General features: G+C 41.8%; 2 protein-coding genes. Both read left to right on the forward strand.

What is annotated here, in order from left to right; translation table 11 throughout:
• Positions 1–494 (forward strand): hypothetical protein (locus ABXH34_RS17980; protein WP_353573265.1); only part of this gene is annotated, 494 nt, incomplete at its 5' end.
• 97 nt (positions 495–591) lie between these two features.
• Positions 592–4,605, forward strand: a 4,014-nt coding sequence (locus ABXH34_RS17985) for an AAA family ATPase (protein WP_353573266.1), incomplete at its 3' end; no start/stop codon positions are given.

Below are 4,605 nucleotides of genomic sequence, written 5' to 3' on the forward strand. Positions count from 1 at the left end.
GGGCTTGGTCGCCCTGTATCCCGGCTTTCAGCCGCCAAGCCTCTAACCCACCCGTCTTTAGCGGGTGGTTGTTTAGTCTTATTGAAGAAAATAAAAGAAAAATTGGATGGGATGGTATCTCAAAAGCTGCAAGAGATAGTCAAAATAAGTTTTCCAAATTATCAATTTCGAAGTTAATATCAACACACGAAAATGAATGGGTAAAAAGAATACGAGATTTTCGAGCAGAAATTATTCATTACAACTTACTTACAGGCAATGATAAAGCGCAAATCAGTTATAATCATGGAGAGCTTAAATTTGAGCTATTGTACTCAGTTCCAAAAAAGCTTATGAAGAAACTAAAGTTAGAATCGCTCGTTCATAAAGATATAGGGGTAGATTTACAGTTTGGTTCTATCGAAATAGCTGAGCGAAGTATTGTGTGGCTAACAGAACTTACATCTATGATTACTACAGAATTTACAAGTAACGAAGTTCAATTGATTGAATAGTTTTTACATTACAAGCTTTCTATTTTTCGCAACCCAAAATCCACAACAACATGTTATGATATAGATATTGCGTCTCAAGTAACCTCCTGTCAGTGCAATGTCCACCTTAGAAACACTCATCAGTTACACACCCGCACTTGTGCAACGCCATCATGCTCACAACCCAGAGCAACAACCCGCGCCTACGTCAAAACGTTATGAATCTGCGTTATTAATGATTGAAATTATTGGTTTTAGTCAATATGCACAGCAAGCCTCACCACAACTCAATCTCTACTTTGAACACCTGATTGATTTACTGACTCATCACGGTGGTGAAGTGGTTAAATTATTTGGCGATACGATGTTGGCAGTGTGGACAGTGGATATTTCAGGTAAAGACCTTGCGACTGTCACCCGTCGAGCTGCTGCTTGTGCCTTAGCATTAAAACAATCGCAACACACAAAATTAGAACTCGATTTACACATTCGTTTAGGAGCTGATAACCTATGGGCTGCAACTATTGGCGGTGCGGAAGAACATTGGGAATTTCTGGTTGCCAGTCCAGTGCTGCAACAACTCTATATCCCACAAAATACTGATAAAATTCTGATTGCTAAAGAAACATGGAGCTTGCTACGCAATTACGCCAAAGGACAAGAATTTAACCCCGATTTTATCCAATTAGACAAACTGTCACGCCCACTGAAGCCACGCCACTTGCCCCGTGTTGATTTACCACCTGAATCCGAACAATTGTTAAAACGCTACGTGTCGCCCGTGGTGCTTGCTCAAATGGAATTAGCTGAACAATGGACAGGACAGCCGTGTGAAGTCAGTTTGCTATGTTTGAATTTGCCGAATTTGGACTACACTCAATCGGATATTTTGGCGCAATTGCAAGATTTAATCTATGAGTTTCAATCTATTATCAGCCATCATCAAGGCAATCTCATTGAATTAATCCAACATGGTACAGGCACATTATTGGTGACAGGTTGGGGGTTTGCACAGTTTGATCGCTTGAACAGTTTACGCGCCATCCAAACTGCTCAAAAGCTTCAAAATTTATTAACCGAACAACAGATTGATTTTCAAATTGGACTGAGTGCAGGACAAGTATTTTGTGGACATCGTGGTAATGCAAAATGTCGCCATTTCGATGTGATGGGATTGCCGATGCAATTGGCATTGGGTTTAAGTCTGGTTGCGGACAATAAAATTTTATGTGATGACTCGATTTATCAAACCACACAAAATCTAATTGATTATGAATATTTGCCTCCTGTCACCCATTTAAGCCCCGAACCCTTGGCATTATACAGCCCATTAAATGACTCAAGCATAATTGGTAGGCGGGCAGCCCGTCATATTTTATCCGAACAATTGAGCCTATTACACCAGCAAGCCCAAGGCTCAGTGGTGTTAATTGAAGGCAAAGCTGGGATTGGCAAAACCCGCTTAATCGAAGACGTGGTGCAACAAACGCAATCCGCCCAATTTTATTACACCCCAAGTCATCGCCAACATTTAACCACCATCACTTGCTTAATTTGCCATGCAGAACAGCGCGAACAAGATACCCTATATTACGTGTGGCGCAGCTTATTCACTCAAATTTTAAATTATGAATTTGCGGGCTTAAACTCAGCCAAACAATGTAGCGAAATGTTACGCCGCATCCAAAATATCCCCGCATTGGCGGCACGTTTTCCATTATTAAATCACTTGCTGCCGTTGCAATTGCCTGAAAATCGTTTGACCGAACAAATGAAAGGGCAAGTCAGAATGGATAATACCCACGCGCTGGTGATCGCATTGCTGCAAGATTTGGTCAAGCACAGTAGTCGACGTTATGTGTTTATTTTCGAGAACTTACACTGGTTAGATTCATGTTCACGTTTATTGTTACAGCGCGTGGTGCGCCGTGTTCAACCGCTATTGATTATTTTAGCTACCCGCCCCGTCAATTTATCATTGCCCCAGTTGGAAACCCATGCCCATTTTCACACGCTGCAGTTACAAGGTTTAGAAACTGATGAGACCCATTTTTTATTAGCACAACATTTAAATGTGACGCAATTGCCATTAGAGTTGGTCGATTTTATTCAAGACAAAACCGTAGGCAATCCGCTATTTTCAGAGGTTTTATTGCATTGGTTACAACAGTCAGGCGTGATTCACAATATGAATGGTATGGTGGAGATTTTAATCCCATTAGATGAAGTGGCTTGTCCGACTCAATTAAATCATGCTTTGAGTGCTTATTTTCAAGTGTTGAATGATACCCAGCAAGTGGTTTTAAAAGCATCCAGCGTGATTGGGCGTGAGATTCATTTGAGATTATTGAGCAAACTATACAGCTTAATTACCAAGCGTGAAGGTTTGCACCAAGCATTGGATCGATTGAAAAATAAAGATTTTTTAAGAAATACTGATAACAGCCACTATGTGCAATTTAAACATGAATTAATCCAAGACACAGCCTATCAAGCTCTGTTGCGTACTCAAAAAATACAATTACACCGAACCATGGCGCGATGGTACGAAAAAGCAGCAGATTTAAAAGGTTATTACAATATACTCGCTTATCACTGGGAAAATGCAGAAATGCCAGACAAAGCCATTGAATATTATGAAAAAGCAGGGGAACAAGCTTTAAATAATGATGCCAATACCGAGGCGGTCAATTTTTTCTTACAAACGATTGAATTAGACCAAGCACAAATCGACCAAGCGACCCCTTTGAAACGGGCTTCTTGGTATTTGCTGTTAGGCACGGCGTATTTATATTTAGGCAAATTGGGTGAAAGTCAGTATGCGTTTCATACCGCGTTGAAAGTATTGAAATTGCCAGCCCCTAACAAGCGTTGGGGATTGAAATGGCAAACCGTACGACAACAATTTCTGCAATTATTACATCAGCGTAATCCGCAACAATATTTACATAAACAAGAAGATAAAGCGCATTTTATATCGTTGGGCGCACAGATTTATGAACGTTTGGTGCAATTAGGTTATTTACAGCAAAATGCACCATTATGTTTTCATGCAAGTTTGGCGGGATTGAATTTGGCGGAATCGTTGCCCGCGCAGGAGAATCAAGCGATTTTAGCTCGTAGTTATGCCCAAATGAGTTTAGCGATGGCGATGCGTCAGCGACCCACTCAAGCAGATGATTTTGCCCAAAAAGCCTTGGATTTAGCCAAACAGCAAAGTGATTTAAAAACCGCGAGTTGGGTGTTTATGTTGGTGGGTTTGTATGATGTGGGTTATGGGCGTTGGCAGTTGGGTGAAACCCGCGTGATGCAAGCTTTGAAAAGTGCAGAATATTTGGGTGATACGCGCCGTCAGATGGAAAGTTTAAATATTCTCACACAAATGCACTATTTTCAAGGGGATGTGCGCGAGTGTTTGAAAAAATCCCAGATGATTTACATGATGGCAACTCAGCATAATGATATTCAAGCGCAGGTGTGGGGTTTGTGTCAGCAGGGTTTGTGTGCCTTGCGTTTGGGTGAGCCTGAAGCCGCCGTGACTTGTTTGAAAGCGATTCAAGCCTTGCCCAGTGAGTTGTTGTTACATCCTGAGGCGGTGCAGGTGTGTGGCTTGTTGAGTTTGGTGTATATGCAGCAGGGTTTACCCAAGCAGGCGGTGCAAATGGCAACCAAGACCGCACATTTAATTGAAAAAATAGAGATGCCAAGTGTAGAGTTGTTTGAGGCGTATTCGAGTGTCGCATTGGTGTATTTGACTCAGTGGGAGAAGTATTTAGAGCAGAATCCACAGCTTACATCTCAAGAAAAATTATTATCAAAAGAGCGGTTTGCATTTGCGAAGTTGTCGCGGCGAGCTTGTCAGCAGTTGCAGAATTATGCAAATCTATATCTTGTTGCTCAACCTCGGGCGTATTTATGGCAGGGTTTGTATTTGTGGTTGCAGGAGAAAGAGCGGCAGGCGCATCATGCGTGGAAGATGGGGCTTAATGAGGCGATGCGTTTGAAAATGCCGTATGAGTGTGGTTTGGCGCATTATGAGATTGCGCGTCATTTGGAGGATAATCCAACATTACGGCAGCAGCATATTGAGAAAGCCAAAGGTTTTTTTACGGATTTGGGAGCGGCGGAGGAG

Source organism: Candidatus Albibeggiatoa sp. nov. BB20, assembly GCA_016744725.1.
Taxonomy (GTDB): Bacteria; Pseudomonadota; Gammaproteobacteria; order Beggiatoales; family Beggiatoaceae; genus Albibeggiatoa.